Origin of the sequence: Prevotella sp. HMSC077E09, assembly GCF_001814685.1 — a bacterium.
Taxonomy (GTDB): Bacteria; Bacteroidota; Bacteroidia; order Bacteroidales; family Bacteroidaceae; genus Prevotella; species Prevotella oris.
In genome coordinates this window covers 642-16,391 of record NZ_KV817584.1, presented here as the reverse complement: position 1 = coordinate 16,391, position 15,750 = coordinate 642, and the positions used below count along the sequence as shown (strand labels likewise).

Annotated in this window: 15 protein-coding genes and 2 tRNA genes; 3 read left to right on the top strand and 14 right to left on the bottom strand. The window is 47.0% G+C overall.

The genetic code is table 11. The features are described from left to right. Positions 1-35 precede the first annotated feature (35 nt). From rseP to tsaB, 6 genes are read right to left on the bottom strand one after another with little or no spacing between them, the layout of a single operon-like run. Positions 36-1,418 carry an RIP metalloprotease RseP gene (gene rseP, locus HMPREF2983_RS10855; RefSeq protein ID WP_070668308.1) on the bottom strand — a complete coding sequence of 461 codons (1,383 nt, stop codon included), beginning with the start codon at positions 1,416-1,418 and terminating at the stop codon, positions 36-38. A 37-nt stretch (positions 1,419-1,455) separates the two neighbouring features. Next, the gene (locus tag HMPREF2983_RS10850) at positions 1,456-2,634 is read right to left on the bottom strand and encodes a 1-deoxy-D-xylulose-5-phosphate reductoisomerase (protein ID WP_070668351.1); all 1,179 of its coding nucleotides are present in this window, start codon (positions 2,632-2,634) and stop codon (positions 1,456-1,458) included. Between the two features lie 16 nt (positions 2,635-2,650). After that, the gene (gene rimM, locus HMPREF2983_RS10845; RefSeq protein ID WP_070668305.1) at positions 2,651-3,172 is read right to left on the bottom strand and encodes a ribosome maturation factor RimM; all 522 of its coding nucleotides are present in this window, start codon (positions 3,170-3,172) and stop codon (positions 2,651-2,653) included. Then, the gene (gene murA, locus HMPREF2983_RS10840) at positions 3,165-4,475 is read right to left on the bottom strand and encodes a UDP-N-acetylglucosamine 1-carboxyvinyltransferase (protein WP_004375428.1); all 1,311 of its coding nucleotides are present in this window, start codon (positions 4,473-4,475) and stop codon (positions 3,165-3,167) included. The genes rimM and murA overlap by 8 nt, the downstream gene beginning before the upstream one ends. Before the next feature lie 3 nt (positions 4,476-4,478). Then, positions 4,479-5,081: a DUF4290 domain-containing protein gene (locus HMPREF2983_RS10835; RefSeq protein WP_070668302.1), complete on the bottom strand. Its 603-nt coding sequence runs from the start codon at positions 5,079-5,081 to the stop codon at positions 4,479-4,481. 2 nt (positions 5,082-5,083) lie between these two features. Continuing rightward, entirely contained in the window at positions 5,084-5,776 is a 693-nt protein-coding gene (gene tsaB / locus HMPREF2983_RS10830) for a tRNA (adenosine(37)-N6)-threonylcarbamoyltransferase complex dimerization subunit type 1 TsaB (RefSeq protein WP_070668299.1), read from the bottom strand. A gap of 89 nt (positions 5,777-5,865) precedes the next feature. Here tsaB and HMPREF2983_RS10825 point away from each other — a divergent pair, with 89 nt between their 5' ends. The 3 genes from HMPREF2983_RS10825 (at position 5,866) to nadD (ending at position 8,509) form a co-directional block, all read left to right on the top strand. Then, entirely contained in the window at positions 5,866-6,744 is an 879-nt protein-coding gene (locus HMPREF2983_RS10825) for a YicC/YloC family endoribonuclease (RefSeq protein ID WP_070668296.1), read from the top strand. A gap of 116 nt (positions 6,745-6,860) precedes the next feature. Then, entirely contained in the window at positions 6,861-7,892 is a 1,032-nt protein-coding gene (gene gmk / locus HMPREF2983_RS13645; protein WP_083316813.1) for a guanylate kinase, read from the top strand. Positions 7,893-7,894: 2 nt separating this feature from the next. Next, on the top strand, positions 7,895-8,509 hold the full coding sequence (nadD, locus tag HMPREF2983_RS10815; protein WP_070668293.1) for a nicotinate (nicotinamide) nucleotide adenylyltransferase: 615 nt from the start codon (positions 7,895-7,897) through the stop codon (positions 8,507-8,509). A 538-nt stretch (positions 8,510-9,047) separates the two neighbouring features. On the opposite strand, the gene HMPREF2983_RS10810 is transcribed toward nadD, so the two are convergent. From HMPREF2983_RS10810 to pyrE, 8 genes are all read right to left on the bottom strand, one after another. Then, entirely contained in the window at positions 9,048-10,589 is a 1,542-nt protein-coding gene (locus tag HMPREF2983_RS10810) for a YifB family Mg chelatase-like AAA ATPase (protein ID WP_070668290.1), read from the bottom strand. Between the two features lie 48 nt (positions 10,590-10,637). Continuing rightward, a complete protein-coding gene (locus HMPREF2983_RS10805) occupies positions 10,638-11,633 on the bottom strand; it encodes a DUF4369 domain-containing protein (RefSeq protein ID WP_070668287.1) in 996 nt (331 codons plus the stop codon). Next, the gene (locus HMPREF2983_RS10800; protein WP_070668284.1) at positions 11,630-13,303 is read right to left on the bottom strand and encodes a tetratricopeptide repeat protein; all 1,674 of its coding nucleotides are present in this window, start codon (positions 13,301-13,303) and stop codon (positions 11,630-11,632) included. Before HMPREF2983_RS10800 ends, HMPREF2983_RS10805 begins: the two co-directional genes overlap by 4 nt. A 23-nt stretch (positions 13,304-13,326) precedes the next feature. Then, a tRNA-Leu gene (locus HMPREF2983_RS10795) sits at positions 13,327-13,412 on the bottom strand. A 31-nt stretch (positions 13,413-13,443) separates the two neighbouring features. Beyond that, positions 13,444-13,516: transfer RNA gene (locus HMPREF2983_RS10790), tRNA-Gly, on the bottom strand. A gap of 173 nt (positions 13,517-13,689) precedes the next feature. Then, complete coding sequence (locus tag HMPREF2983_RS10785) at positions 13,690-14,262, bottom strand: hypothetical protein (protein ID WP_004378310.1); 573 nt, start codon at positions 14,260-14,262, stop codon at positions 13,690-13,692. 71 nt (positions 14,263-14,333) lie between these two features. After that, complete coding sequence (locus HMPREF2983_RS10780; protein WP_004375413.1) at positions 14,334-14,744, bottom strand: hypothetical protein; 411 nt, start codon at positions 14,742-14,744, stop codon at positions 14,334-14,336. A 115-nt stretch (positions 14,745-14,859) separates the two neighbouring features. Continuing rightward, positions 14,860-15,492 carry an orotate phosphoribosyltransferase gene (gene pyrE, locus HMPREF2983_RS10775; RefSeq protein WP_004375411.1) on the bottom strand — a complete coding sequence of 211 codons (633 nt, stop codon included), beginning with the start codon at positions 15,490-15,492 and terminating at the stop codon, positions 14,860-14,862. Between the last annotated feature and the right edge of the window lie 258 nt (positions 15,493-15,750).

Here is a 15,750-nt window from a genome sequence, read left to right as displayed (position 1 = left end):
CAGGGGTGGGTGTCAAGGGCTGGGGGAGGTCTCGCTTACATATACCCCAACCACCTCAATATATCATTAAGATTGGCCACAATCATCAGCAGAATGAGGATTGTTACGCCTGTATATTCGGCACGTATCATGAACTTTTCACTCGGTTTACGACCCGTAATGATCTCGTAGATGAGGAAAAGAACATGCCCACCATCAAGTGCAGGGATCGGCAGTATATTCATAAAGGCGAGGATAATGCTTAAGAAGGCCGTCATTTTCCAGAAGAGATACCAGTCCCATGATGAGGGGAAGAGGCTTCCAATGGAACCGAAACCGCCAAGACTCTTGGCACCATCGGCCGTAAAGATATACTTCATGTCGCTCACATAGCCCTTCAAGACGTCCCAACCATAAGTAACTCCTGCCGGGAAACTGGCTAAGAAGCCATAGCTCTTGTGGGTAGCGACATAGAGACTCTGCACACTTGGGAATGCAATGGCAAGTTTCAAATCAGGTGTAAGCACGATTTTCGCCGTGTCAATCTTGTCGGCCTGATAAACCAACTGTACCGTCCGTACCTTCATACTGTCGGCATGTGTCTTGCAAGCTGCCAGTTCATCGTTCAATCTGCTTAGCTCATCAAGGAACAGATTGGCTGAAGTAATCTTCACACCATTAAGGGCAAGGATCTTGTTTCCTTTCTTCAAGCCAAGCTTCTCACCCGGCCCGCCAGGGATAACAGAGTCGACTGTTGCTGGAAGATAAGGCCTACAGAAAGCCGGAGTGCTTTTAATCATGTCCAGAAGATTAATATCTCCGGAGAGAGAAAGGCTCTTTGGCTTGCCATTTCGAATGATATCAACACGTGTCGCCTTTGAAAGTGCGCGGAACATATCGGCACTAAAGTCCTTGAACTGCCCCTTTTCAGTGCCCACAAGAATGTCGTGGTCTTTGAAACCATAGCTTTTTGCCTCCTCATTAAACACCATTCCCTGCTTCATGTCTTTCATCTGGACATAGGTTTCGCCCCAAACGAACATGATCATTGAATAGATAAAGAGTGCAAGGAAGAAGTTAACGGTGACTCCGCCAATCATCACCAGCAGGCGTTGCCATGCAGGTTTCGTGCGAAACTCCCACGGTTCGGCTGGCTTGGCCATTTGTTCGGTGTCGAAACTCTCGTCTATCATACCGGCAATCTTGCAGTAGCCACCCAGCGGAAGCCATCCCATGCCATAGTCGGTATCACTGTTTTTAGGTTTGAAATGGAACAGACTGCCTCCCCACTTGCCTATGCTGACATCAAAGAAAACATAGAATTTCTCTACTCTTATACCGAAAAGCTTGGCAAAAAACATGTGTCCGCCTTCGTGGAGCAGCACTAACAGGGAGATTGCAAGAACGAACTGCAATGCCTTTACAAATATGATTTCCATTATTTATTTACTGTTTTAAAATTCAAGATTAATGACTTCAGACTGCCGCTGCATTCGAAATGAGGCTTCGGGCTATAGCTCGTGCCTCGGCATCAGTCTTCAAATAAATGTCAAGATTGGGGTCGTTGTCAAATGTTGCCTGCTGCATGGTCTTCTCTATCACGTCAGCCATGTCGAGGAATGAGCACTCATCACGTCGGAAAGCAGCATTCGCCACCTCGTTGGCAGCATTCAGTATGCACGGCATATTGCCCCCTTTGTTGATAGCTTCATAGGCCAAAGCAAGACATTTGAACTTCTCTATGTCGGGTTCGAAGAACTCCAAGCATTGCTGTTTGAAGAGGTCGAGGCGCTCACCGCTAAGGGGTAATCGCTCCGGGAAAGAGAAAGCATACTGGATAGGCAGGCGCATATCGGGCACACCTAACTGTGCTTTCACCGCTCCATCAATGAATTCAACGGCACTGTGGACGATACTTTGCGGATGAATCAACACTTGTATGCGGTCAGCGGGCACACCAAAGAGCCATTTGGCCTCCATAACTTCAAAGCCTTTATTCATCAGTGAGGCTGAATCTATCGTTATCTTGGCCCCCATATTCCATGTAGGATGCTTCAAAGCATCGGCAGCTGTGACCGTCTTGAGCTGCTCATGGCTGAACTTTCTGAATGGCCCGCCCGAGCAAGTGAGCAGGATTTTCGTGATTTCATTATCTGCATCACCGACTATACTCTGGAAGATTGCACTGTGTTCGCTGTCGACCGGCAGGATAGGTACATGGTTTTCTTTGGCCAAACTGCAAATCAATTCGCCTGCAACAACAAGCGTTTCCTTGTTTGCCAAGCATATCTTCTTATGAGCTTTAATGGCATTGATGGTTGGAACAAGCCCCGAAAAGCCAACCATGGAAGCCAGAACCATGTCGATAGGTTCGGCAGAAACAATCTGTTCCAAGGCCTCCTTGCCGGCATAAACCTTGATATCCGGTTCGTCACGGAGCAGCTCTTGCAGCGTCTCATAATGGGCCTCATTGCCTATAACGACTGCAGCCGGCTTGAATTCACGTGCCTGTTGAGCCAGTTTCTCTACACTGTTGTTGGCTGTAAGACAATAGACCTCGTAGCGATCACTGTGCTGTCGAATGACATCGAGGGCCTGCGTGCCGATACTTCCGGTAGAACCGAGGATGCATATCTGTTGTTTTTTCTTTTCCATTTCTATCATCTTGGGGTTATAAGTCGAGCAAACCATCGGGAATTGACATTCTGATTTCCCGCCGTTGCATGTCGGCTTCGTGGATTAACTCCTCGTGGGCAGGAAGCAAGATGTCGTTGCCTGCGGTGGTTTCTATTTCAAAAAGCGTGTTGATTGTGGTGTCATCAATGCCCTTGATGTGTCCGACAACCTGTCCATTCTGCTTATCAATGACTGCGAAACCTATGATTTCAGCCCACGAAACATGTTCAGCGTCGCTGTCGGAAAGGTTACGTGGGAAGAAAACCTCACAACCAGTGAGCTGTCGGGCACGCTCTTCTGAGCCGATATCTACAAACTTCACGAGTGCTTTTTCGTTGCTCTTGAAGCGGTATTCCTCCATGAAAAACGGCACAAGAATACCGTCGATATCGAGCACAAGATAGTCAGCGTCGACGCGATCAAATACATCATCGCTGAAAAGGAACGACAACTCGCCTTTCACTCCATGGGGTTTCCCAAGCTTTCCTATCTTATAAACGTCTTCCTGTTTAATCATCTACTCGCCTGATACATGCCCCTATCTGGTTCAATCTCTCTTCAATATTCTCATAACCACGGTCAATCTGCGCAATATTTGCTATATGACTTGTGCCTTCAGCTGACATGGCTGCAATCAGCAAAGCAATACCTGCACGGATGTCAGGACTGGTCATTCGCCCCGCACGGAGCTTCATCTTGTGGTCGTGTCCAATGACAACTGCCCGATGAGGATCACATAGAATGATCTGCGCTCCCATATCAATAAGTTTGTCAACAAAGAACAAACGGCTCTCAAACATCTTCTGATGAATGAGCACAGAGCCACGCACCTGTGTGGCAACTACCAAGAGAACGGAAATCAAGTCGGGGGTAAGTCCGGGCCAAGGAGCATCGGCCAAAGTCATAATTGTGCCGTCGATAAACGAGTCAACAACGCAATGTGGCTGACGAGGAACGAACAAGTCATCACCTTCAGCCTGTATCTTTACGCCCAAACGCCTAAAGGCATCAGGGATAATTCCTAAGTTTCGGAGTGACACATTCTTAATACGAACGCCGTCACCCACCATAGCTGCCATGCCAATAAACGAGCCGACTTCTATCATATCGGGCAGAACGGAGTGCTCTGCAGCATGCAACTTGTCGACACCTACTATCGTCAAGAGGTTGCTGGCAATACCACTGATGTTGGCACCCATGCCATTCAGCAAATGACATAGCTGCTGAATATAAGGCTCACAGGCTGCATTATAAATCGTTGTTGTGCCTTTTGCCATCACCGCTGCCATGATTATATTGGCTGTTCCCGTAACCGAAGCCTCGTCAAGCAGCATATAACTACCCTTCAGTCGATGTGCCTGGATTTGGAATACATCGCGTTCGGGGTCACGAACAAACTTTGCTCCAAGACTTTTGAAACCCAAGAAATGAGTATCCAAGCGTCTACGTCCAATCTTATCTCCGCCGGGTTTGGCCACGGTTGCCTTGCCGAAGCGCCCCAACAGTGGGCCAATCATGAGCACACTTCCACGAAGTGAGGCACATTTCCGCACAAATTCCATGCTGTCAAGAAAGGAAAGATTGAGCGCATCGGCCTGAAAAGTGAAATCACCTTGGGCATGTCGCGTCACCTTCACCCCGATTTCCTGCAACAACTTGATGAGATTGTTGACATCAAGTATCTCCGGAATATTCTTAATTCGCACGGGGTCTGTCGTCAACAGCGTAGCGCAAATGACTTCAAGTGCCTCGTTTTTGGCGCCTTGTGGCGTGATAGTGCCTTTCAACCGATGGCCACCTTCGATGATGAATGACTCCATAGGCTATTTTTTCTTACGCTTATTAGGGGTATTAACAACGGGTTTTTCCGTGATTTTATTAAACACAAAATCATTCAGATTGAGTTGAACCTTACCGTCAGTGAAACGTGCAAGGTCGTCAGCTACCTTCTCGTCAGCAGCTGAACCATGGCTCCATGTCATCAAATCCATCTTCATCTGATTTGCAGTGAGACGTATAAGTTCATCACGTTCTTCGCCGTTCGGCATCTCTTTGAGCCGTTCGAAAACTTCAAAAAGGACATGTCCGTAATGGCGTACCGGTATCCGTTTCATCGGATACTCCATCGGTTCAGGCTTTGAGGTAATCTTATTGGCCTCACTGATATCATAAGGCCAGTCGATATCAAGCTTGAAATCGCTCATTATTGCCAAGTGATCCCAGAGCTTCTGTTGATAGTCATTGCCCTCCTTGCTCTGTGGAAACATGCGTTCCATGATAGCAACAATCGTTTCAGCACAGGCCTGACGCTCGTCCTTTGTCTTTAAGGTGACGCAGAGATTCACCATGTCCTGCACCTCACGTCCATACTCGGGCATGACGAGTTTCTCACGTTGTGTATTGTAATCCAATCCTTCAATCTTCATAATCACAGCTGTTTCTTTGGCATTTTAGCAACGAAATCTTTCAAATATAACGGCACAAAGTAGGCCACATCCTCAAACTTTCCCTCGGCAAAGCGCTTATCTGCCAATGGAAACATATTCTTGGCAAGAGGTTGAATGCCTTCCACAAGGCGGGCATTAGGATGATTAATCTCGTTCATACACTTGCCTGCACCGTTTCCAAAGAAGTAAACCACACCCTTATCAAGGTATTCTTTATAAGTTTCGGCAGTCACAATATCGGCCTGAATAGGACGAACCTCATGCAATGCGCGGTCAAACACCTGTGCATAAACTTCCATTCGGCGGGCATCAATCATCGGAACGAGCAGTGCATCTTCCTCTTGTGGGTGTTCATTGAGCAACACGGGAACAGCCAAAAGCTCAAGAGTCGGTATGGCTATCAACTTTACATCGCGACCGTAACAAATGCCCTTAGCCATCGAAGTCCCTATACGAAGTCCTGTATATGACCCTGGTCCGCTGCTCACTGCTACTGCATCAAGCTTCAAACCATGGCTGTCAATGAAAGAAAGTGACTCATCAACAAAGGCACCAAGGGTCTCATTGTGATGCGGGCCACTGTAGTCTTCCTTGTTGAAAATACATTCTGCGTCATTACTGACGGCAACCGAGCACACATCGGTACTCGTTTCAATGTGCAATATACACGACATAGATGAAAAATATATTCTAAATAAAATGCAAATTTACGCTTTTTTCCCGCAAAATTCGTACTTTTGCAGAAATTTAACGCGTTCTAATTATGATACAGTCAATGACGGGTTACGGCAAAGCTGTCGTGACCTTTAAGGAAAAGAAGATTAATGTTGAGATTAAATCTCTAAACAGTAAGGCATTGGATCTCTCTACCCGTATTGCACCACTCTACCGTGAAAAGGAAATGGAAATACGCCAGACAGTGGCCAAAAGCCTTGAACGTGGCAAGGTAGACTTTGCGATTTGGATTGAAAAAGATGCCGTTGTTGACGCTGCTCCCATTAATACTGCACTCGTTGAGAACTATTATAAGCAGATAAAAGCTATCTCCGCACAGACCGGAATCCCTGAGCCTACCGATTGGTATGCCACACTTTTAAACCTTCCTGACGTCACCACAAAGACCGATACAGAAGAACTTACCGACGAAGAGTGGACAGTTGCCTCGCAAGTTATAGGCCAAGCCATAGATGCTTTGGTCGCTTTCCGTAAGCAAGAAGGTGCTGCCCTGCAGCAGAAATTCAATGAAAAGGTAGACAACATCGAGCATCTGCTCTCCCAAATCGAGCCTTATGAGAAGAGTCGTATAGAGAAAATACGCCAGAATATCGTTAAAGGACTCGAACAAATCCCTAGTGCTGACTACGACAAGAACCGCTTGGAGCAGGAGCTTATCTATTATATTGAGAAATTAGACATCAGCGAAGAGAAGCAAAGACTCACCAATCACCTGAAGTATTTCCGTGAAACGATGAACGAAGAAGGCCATGGTGTAGGCAAGAAACTTGGCTTCATAGCCCAGGAAATGGGTCGGGAAATCAACACGACCGGCAGTAAAAGCAATCAGGCTGAAATGCAGAACATCGTCGTGAAGATGAAGGATGAGTTGGAACAGATAAAGGAACAGGTGCTGAACGCGCTGTAAGTAACCCACCCCAACCCTCCCGAAGGGAGGGAGAACATACTTGGGAAAGGTTATTCGTGAGTTTTCTTTTGACATAACTGCATTGTCTTTAATGCATCATCTCAATTACTTCATACATGAAATACCGCTACGAGACAAACGATGATGCCACCTATCATCTGCTACTTCAACAGGCGAAGCGAATGAGAAGTCAGCCAACGGAAGCAGAACGGACGCTGTGGAAATACCTAAAAGGCAATCAGTTGGGAGCACATTTCAGACAACAACACCCTATATTCGACTATATACCCGACTTCGTCTGCCTCTCCCGCAGGCTCATTATAGAGTTAGATGGCGACTATCATCTCACAGAAGAACAACAGAGAAAAGACGAAGAGCGAAGCCGATGGCTTGCCACCAAAGGCTTTACCGTATTGCGTTTCAGCAATGATGACGTCTTTTTAAGACTCCATTTCGTGTTAGATAAAATCAGAAACAAAATGAAAGAAAACGATAATATGCCCTCCGTTGACAACAAATCAGTAAATCTTTCGCAAGCAGACACACCCTCCCTTCGGGAGGGAAGGGGTGGGTCTACGGGCAGACTTCTTATCTTCAGCGCTCCTTCGGGCTCGGGAAAGAGCACCATTGTGCAATGGCTGATGAAGGAACATCCCGAACTTAACCTCCATTTCTCTATCTCCTGCACGAGCCGAGCACCGCGGGGAACGGAGCAGAATGGCGTGGAATACTTCTTCCTTACGCCTGAAGAATTCAAACAGAAGATAGCAAACGGAGAGTTCTTGGAATATGAAGAAGTCTACAAAGACCGCTTCTATGGCACGCTGAAATCACAGGTTGAAGACCAGATTGAACGTGGAGAAAACGTGGTTTTCGACGTTGATGTGAAAGGCGGATGCAACATCAAGCAGTTCTATGGCGACCGAGCGATGAGCATTTTCGTGCAACCTCCGTCGATAGAAGAGCTGCGCCGACGCCTCAACGGGCGTGGAACCGACCTCCCGGAAGTTATCGAACAACGCTTAGCCAAAGCTAATTACGAACTCTCTTTCGCACCGAAATTCGACCGTATCGTTGTCAACGACGACCTCGAAACAGCCAAACAAGAGACGCACAAACTGCTCATTTCATTCCTGAACAACAGATAAAAGTGGCCGAAAAACAGCATCCTAAACCCCAAGTAGGTATCTACGGCGGTTCATTCAACCCCATACACATGGGCCATATTTCGTTGGCAAAGACGCTGCTTCAGCACACCCGGCTTGACGAAATATGGTTCATGGTCTCGCCACTCAATCCCTTTAAGCGCATGGCCGATGACCTCTTGGCCGACAATCAGCGTTTAGAACTCACGCGACTTGCCCTTGCAGACGAGCCTAACCTCATTGCCTGCGACTTCGAGTTCCGCCTGCCCAAGCCCTCATACACCTACGATACACTCTGCAGACTCCGTGAAACCTATCCCGAAAAAGCGTTTACCCTCATCATGGGTTCTGACAACTGGGCAGCTTTCGACCGCTGGAAAAACCATCAGGAAATTCTCCTTCACTACCCCATCATCATCTATCCACGCAAGCATTCGCCGCTATGTGCCGAGCAACTCCCGCCGAGTGTCACGCTCGTTGATACGCCCCTCTATGATTTCAACAGCACGGATATTCGCCGAAGAATAAGCCATGACATGCCTATCCACGGGATGGTGAAACCTCAAATAGAAGAGAAAACACGATTATATTACCAGCAACTATCCCATGAAAACCTTTAAGTTTCGTTCTCCCCTGAAACCTTTTCATGCATGAAAACTGTCAACTTCCTTCCTTGTTTTTAACACTTTTCTCCGCGACCAAACAGAAATGAAAAGCTCATTTTCATGAGCGTGCGAGGCTGTATTATGGTTTCGATACCCTCATTCCGGCCACCTTGAAATGCAGATAAACTCTCCAAGCATCGCAACTTGACGCATATTGCACGGCTATCTGCATCATCTTAGGCCGTAATCTCATGCAGATTGCGTGGTAAAATGACTGAGATTGCATCGTTTCATCACGTGAATTTATGTCTTCATTTGATTATAATCGTGTAACCATCTGACAGTCAATATATTGCAAAATGCAAAAAATCAGGGCGTATTTAGGCTGGAGTCGTCTCTCATTTCAAATACGTGAGTCTTGCAAAGGAATTTGTCATGATTTATGACATCTGTTAACATATATTCCGTTATGACGCATTTCGGTTTTTAAGCAGACTCCACGAGCAGTGTTCTTTCCTTTCAAGAGGGTTGTAGCGAATACTATTTTACACGCTCACCGCTCGCCCCAATCGCCTCTATCCAACTGCCGATAGCTGATAGCTTCAGCCAAATGGTCGACTTCAACGCGAGGAGAACCGGCAAGATCGGCTATCGTTCGAGCCACTTTCAGAATGCGGCTATAGGCTCGGGCAGACAGACTGAGACGCTCCATCGCCATTCGGAGCATGGCAATTCCTTGGTCGTCGGGTTCGGCATAGGCATGAATCATGCGCTCAGACATCTGTGCATTGCAGTGCACACCCTTGACATCGCGAAACCGTTCGGTCTGAATTTCACGCGCACGAATAACGCGTTGGCGTATTTCTGCACTCGCTTCGCCCTCTTTTCCACGGCTGATGTCCTTGAAAGGCACGGGAGTTATCGCGCATTGAATATCGATACGGTCGAGCAACGGGCCTGAAATCTTGTTCATATAATGCTGTATCTGTCCCGGCGTACACACGCAATGATGCGTTGGATCGCCATAGTAACCGCAGGGACATGGGTTCATACTGGCCACAAACATCAACGAACAGGGAAACTCTATGTTGTATTTGGCACGGCTGATAGTTATCTTCCTGTCTTCCAACGGCTGCCGAAGTACCTCCAAAGTATGCTTGTTGAACTCGGGAAGTTCATCGCAGAAAAGCACACCATTGTGTGCCAATGAGATTTCACCCGGCATGGGGTTGTTTCCTCCTCCGACAAGAGCTACCTCGGAAATCGTGTGATGTGGCGAGCGGAACGGACGCTGGCTGATGAGCGAAGTGCCACATCCCAACTTGCCTGCAATGCTGTGTAGTTGAGTGGTTTCAAGGCTTTCGGAGAGCGAAAGCGGAGGAAGTATAGAGGGAAGTCGCTTGGCCATCATTGATTTTCCACTGCCGGGAGGCCCTACCATGATGAGATTATGCCCGCCGGCAGCGGCAACTTCTAGTGCACGTTTTACGTTTTCCTGCCCTCTTACGTCGCAGAAATCAAGGTCAAACCTTGTCTGTTGCTCGTAAAACTCCTTTCGTGTGTCGATAACTACAGGCTCGAAGCGTTCCTTTCCCGTAAGAAACTGAATGACATCAAGCATATTTTCCATGCCATAGACTTCGAGATTGTTGACCACGGCAGCCTCTCTGACATTGCTTTTAGGCACTATCAACCCCTTGAAATGCTCTGAACGGGCCTTGATAGCAATGGGAAGAGCGCCTTTTATGGGTTGAAGCTGGCCGTCAAGACTTAGTTCTCCGACCATCATATACTGGTCGAGACAGTCTGTATGAATGCTTCCGTTGGCAGCAAGCAAGGCTATCGCCAACGGCAAATCAAAGCTGCTACCCTCTTTCTTGAGGTCAGCGGGAGCCATATTGACAGTGATATCGGCTTTAGGAAACTTGAAACCGCAGTATAAAAGAGCTGCAGCGATGCGGTCGCGGCCCTCTTGAACGGCCTTATCACCAAGCCCCGTGAGGTGATAGACCACACCGGGATTCATGCTCACTTCAATCGTGACAGTGGTTACTTCGAGGCCGTTGACAGCGGCACAATAGGTTTTTACAAGCATGGCAAGAATGGTTTAAGGTTGTTTATGGCGTTGGAAAAGCGTTTGAAATCAAATCAACTTCTCCACTCGGTTTATCAAATCATCGGCAGAAAGGCCACGTGCTACGACGCGGCCACGCTGCAGAAGAATGTTGTCGGGCACCGCAGTAAGTCCCAACTTGCGAACCAACATACCCTCAAACAGCTTTTCATCGCAGACAACAGACCAACCGAGATGCTGACTGCTGACTTCCTCCTTGCAGGTTGTAAGACTCGGTTCGAGACTGATGCCAAGCAATTGGAGTTTTCCTTCAGCCCGATTGTGCAGGTCGAGCAGGCGTTGTTGCAGGTTCGTACTCTCGTAACTCCACGTTGCCCACGTATAGACAACAGCGACAGGAGCCGAAGAAAGCGAAACCGAAGAAACGGACTTGCCGTTGATATCAGTGGCCTTGAAAGCCGGAAGTCGGTCTCCCGAAGCATCGGCCAAAGGCTTACACAGTGCCAAAAGACGGTTAAGATAGCCGTTGCGTGGCTGTTCTTTCTGCATGGATGCCAACAGGCGATAGGCCCGTTTGTAGTCGGGCTGCTGCTTACGAAGCAGGAATTTGTCTACAAGATACGGCCCGACAACAGACTCCAAATGGTCGGAAATGAAGAGTCCCACGTGTTTTTCAATCTCTGGAGGCGTCATGTTAGCAATCTGATGACGGAATTTTGTCATCAGTTCATTGGCATCTGTGCCCGTAATCTCAAGCTCTTTCAAGTGTGATGCATCACCCTTGATGTCGACAGATTTGCCGGATTGGGCGAAGATTGGCTGTTCAGAGAAGTTTGGAAAGACTACAATGAGCACGCCTTCTTTCTCGCATGGTATCTCATAAGAGAAGCGGCCACCCTGCACTTTGATGGTATCTGTGCCTTCAATGACATTGTCGGGACTATAAACATAAAACTCACCCTGGTTCAAGTTCGTTAGCTTTCCCTCGACTTCGAAATGATGTCCATCGGTGCCACAGGCAACTAAAACCAGCGTGAGTAGTATCAGTAGACTGAATTTCTTCATTTATTTACTTTGGCAAGTTCGAGGTCGTTCTTGGCATATTCGGCCAGAGAAGGATCTTTTTGCAATGCCTCTTTCAGATATTTTGCAGCTGTATCGTTCTTTCCCTGACGTGCATTGAGCACGGCAAAGAGGTAATAAGTCAGACCATTGGGCTGCTTGATAGCTTTCAATGTCTGCTCGGCTGCTACATAGTTCTTATTGAGCAACTGTGCCAGTGCAGCGCTGTTGTTGTCATTGAAGAGTTCATCGGTGGCATTGGCATAGTTACCACGTGCGATATGCAGGTTGCCGATAATCTCATTGAAGCCGTTAGCTTCGGTGGCATCTGCCAGATTATGCTCGGCTTCAGCTATTTCGCCATGAGTCAAGTTGATATAAGCTTTGTTGGCATATGCCTCCGGAGCCTTGCGATTAGCCTGCAAAGCCTGACTCAGATAGCTGTTGGCTGTGTGCTCATCACCTTCGTTCAGTGCTAAAGCTGCAAGGTTATTATAGGCACGATAGTCGCGATCATAGAGTTCGGTTGTCTTCTTATAGATAGCTTTCTTTGCCTTTACATCGTTTGTAAGCGATGCAGCGTAGAGCAATTCTTCAAGACTTAACTTCGTCGGATCAGTCGCATACTGCTGCTTAATCTGCTGATCGCTGCGGCCAATAGTCTGATAATTGATGATAAGACGGCTGCGACGGAGTTCTGGAAGAATGCCATCGGCAAGCTCACGGAAGCCTTCACTCATGTTACGTATTTGTTGTTCGCGCTCTTGGGGGTCCTTATACATCGACAAAACGCGTAGAATGACGTCCTTATCTTGTATCTTACTGGCCTGAACAAGCTTCATAAAGCCTTCCCAGTCCTGTGCAGTATAGTGGGCATCAATGTCTGTTTGAAGATTTGTTCCCTTGAGTTGCTGCTTCACATAGCCTTCACTGACGTTCTGACGCTTGTTGGCTAACTTGTCATTGAAAGTGAAACCACCTTCCGGAGAGGCATAAGCCTGCACTTCAACGTTCTTGATTGCCAGCTTCTCTCGGTCGGCATTAATGCGCTTAAGCATGCTTACAAACTCGCGAACACTGTTGTTCTTAAGTTCATTGCTGCGCAGGTTAGCCTGATTAATGAGGAATTTCACGTTAGCTTCCTGCTTGTGATCAATCACTCTTTGGAACGAATCAAGTGCCAAACAAGCACCACCCTGCTGCATTGCCTTGCGATAAAGCTCGGCTGTTGCAATGACACCGGTAGCCACTTTGATAGCCGGCACGTTGACTTTTGAGTTACCTATCCGGGCATCGAAAGCCAAATACATGTCGCTTTTCTGCATGGCAGGCACATAATCAAAGACAGTCTTCATCGTATAGCGACCGCCAAGACGATAAGAAATGACTTTATGGTTGGCCATAACCTTCTCTCCTTGGAATGTCACTGCCTGCCCTTTTGCCACTTGTCCGTTGCCATATCTGAGTTCAGGAACCACAGTAACCGTGGCTTTCTTGTTCATAAACTTCTCCGGGAACTGTCCTTCAACCGTTGCAGGAACCTTTCCTCCAACCGTTTCGAGAGGGTTTGGAGTGACTGAAAAGTTATCGGCTGAGAGTTTACCCAACTTAGAGCATGACGTCATTAAAACCAATGAGCATGCCGATAAAGTAAGAATGAGGTTTTTGCGCATACGTGTGAATTAAATTAAGGAGGTGCCGCGAGCGGGACTCGAACCCGCACAGCCATTACTGGCCAAGGGATTTTAAGTCCCTCGTGTCTACCAATTCCACCATTGCGGCTTGGGAGATTACAAACTTGTAAAGTCAAGTGAGCGGAAAACGGGACTCGAACCCGCGACCCCGACCTTGGCAAGGTCGTGCTCTACCAACTGAGCTATTTCCGCAGTTTGGGTTTTGCAAAGGTATAAGTAATTGTTGGAACTGCCAAATAATTCTTGATTTTTGTTCATGAAAAATTACTAAAAACGCCCTCATTTCATGAAATCTATAACGCGAAAAGAGTCGGGATTCAGGCCGAAACCACACTGAATGCACTGCAAAACAGAACTGAAAGCCCTTAATTCACCGCTAAAACACCATACGGCCCAGTGGTCTGCGCACGATAACGCGTAAGTTTACGCCCCCGCTCTCCTTGGACTATGACCCCGCTGTTGTTGAGGTTATAACGGCGATTACACACTCTGCAGACGGCAATTCCATCCGCCAAAAGCTGCAAAGGCTTACTCTTCAAAGGCAAAGCCTGCGGATCAAAGCAGTTAGGACACTCTAAATCGTAGGCATAGAACACAGGCGGATTGTTCAGATTACCATAGCCCACAATGAGTCCGTTGTTGCATCCAAGAACATGACGACGCTGGATTTCGAGGTCAGTGAGAATGCTTTTACTCGTCCGACCGTCGCTGTTTGTGAACACATAATACTGCGCACCGCTGATAAACTGCCACCGAACTGTACAGAACATACCGCTATTCGGCGTCATCGCTTCAGCTAAACGCGCATTCTGATGAACGTTGTTTTCATACACGAAATAAGGACGAAAATTGCCATATTCGTTTTGAATGTCACCGCAGGAAGCAACAAACAACAGCATCAAAAGCAGGGAAAATGTCTGCAAGGCACTACGCATCATTCACAATTCAAAGGGAGATTGCCCGCTGCCCACCTGCAGAACAAGCGGCAACAAGGGACAGAGCACAAGGCTTATTCATACTTTATCGACTGCAAGGCATCAGCAATCTTCTCAATACCTTCCTGTAACGGCTTCGAAACCATACCTTTAATAAAAGGGTTAAGATCGGCCTTGATGGTGAGTTTCATCTTACTCGACTGCGCCGTCACAGGCAAAATCTGTATCCAGAAGTTAAAAGGCAGCGGACTTTCTGTCGTTTCAAACTTAATACATTTCGGCTCATCGCGCTCTACAATGTTCAGTTTCACGGCACCCATCGGCGTGTTGATGCCAATCGAGTCAGTGTCAAAAGTGAGGTCTTTCACCTTATCTTCCGGTATACGGTCTTTCACCTTATCTATATTACTCAAATCGCTCAGCAGCTGATATACGCTCTGTTGCGCATAATTTATCTGTCGGACAGTACTTTCAAATGTTGCCATTCATTTTAATTCATAATGCATCATGCATAATTCATCATTATGTCATTCGCGTTAATATATAATGATAAACTGCGCTTCCTGTCAGCGCTCATGCTTCAAGAAACGCTATATCATTCTATTTCTTCCATTTGTCGGGAGCCTCGCGCCACTCATGCAGCACCTCAACATCACTTTCAGAGATGTAGCCGGTAGACAGTGCTTCGGCCACAACATGCTCGTAGTCGGTGAGTGTAATAAGCTTAACACCAGCATCCTTAAAGGCTTTTTCGGCCACAGGAAAGCCATAAGTGTAGCTCGCAACCATGCCAATGACGTCACAGGCATTGCTTCTGATAGCCTCAACTGCTTTCAGACTGCTGCCTCCCGTAGAGATAAGATCTTCCACAACGACCACTTTCATCCCCGGTTTCAAGTCACCTTCGATGAGATTTTCCAAGCCGTGATCCTTCGGTTTAGAGCGAACATAGACGAAAGGTAAATGAAGTTCGTCGGCCACTAAAGCTCCCTGGGCGATAGCTCCTGTTGCAACACCGGCTATAGCCTCCACTTCGGGGAAGCATTCAAGTATCTTATGCACCAATTCAAGCTTCACATAGTTGCGCAAGTCTGGGTATGACAGTGTCTTTCGATTGTCGCAATAGAACGGTGAATGCCAGCCCGAAGCCCATGTGAAAGGATTGTTGGGCTGGAGAATAATAGCTTTTACCTTCAGCAACTTTGACGCAAAGTCTTTCTTTAGATTGTCCATTTTATTGCAATTTTAATGATATATTGTTGCAAAGATAGGCTTTTTCTTTTATAAAACAAAGTCTTCTGTGGTTTTCTTTCTGTCGGTTTAGGTTTTATTATAGGCTTGTTCGGAAAATATAAAGTCACGAAAAGTCAGCCAGTCCACGCCATTCTTCGGCATGTTTCCTCTGACATTCCACCACGAAATCACAGGTAGCAGAAAATAGGTTAAATCTTTTGAAGTAACTTTACAATTGCCTTTGCATAACTTGAGAAT